The 560-nt window shown below is 40.4% G+C and carries 1 protein-coding gene; it reads left to right on the forward strand.

Annotated elements, in window-relative coordinates; genetic code table 11:
* Nucleotides 1–560 (forward strand): TRAP transporter substrate-binding protein (locus tag V6259_RS19565; protein ID WP_341585957.1); only part of this gene is annotated, 560 nt, incomplete at both ends.

Genomic DNA, 560 nt, shown 5'->3' on the forward strand with positions numbered 1-560 from the left:
CTCTGAACAGAATACCGTTAATGACGCTGCAATCGGTGTATTGGACTTCTCTATTGTTGCTATCAATAACATCACACCATTTTCTCCAAGTGTTGGCATCTTGACTCTTCCATACATGATTCAAAGTCTAGATGAAGCGATCAAAATCACTCAGGGTCCTGAAGGTGAAAGATTGGTTCAAAACACGATTCGTGACGCTGGTGTTCGTATCGTAGCTTGGGGATATTCTGGCTTCCGAGTTTTGAGTAACTCTAAGCGACCTGTTAAAACACTTGCTGATTTGAAAGGACTTGTTATTCGAGTTCCTAAAAATGAAATCATGATTGATACGTATCGCTCATGGGGAATCAACCCTACACCGATGGCGTGGTCTTCACTGTTTACTGCATTGCAGCAAAAAGTAGTTGATGGACAAGATTTGTCTTTGATCGATATTAAAACGTCGAAGTTTGATGAAGTACAAAAATACTTGTCAGATATTCATTACAACTTCTTGCTTGAGCCTATGATCATGTCTGAGTCTGTGTTCCAAGAACAGTCTCCAGCAGATCAAAAAGCGA

The organism is Marinomonas sp. TI.3.20, assembly GCF_038155025.1.
Classification (GTDB): domain Bacteria; phylum Pseudomonadota; class Gammaproteobacteria; order Pseudomonadales; family Marinomonadaceae; genus Marinomonas; species Marinomonas flavescens.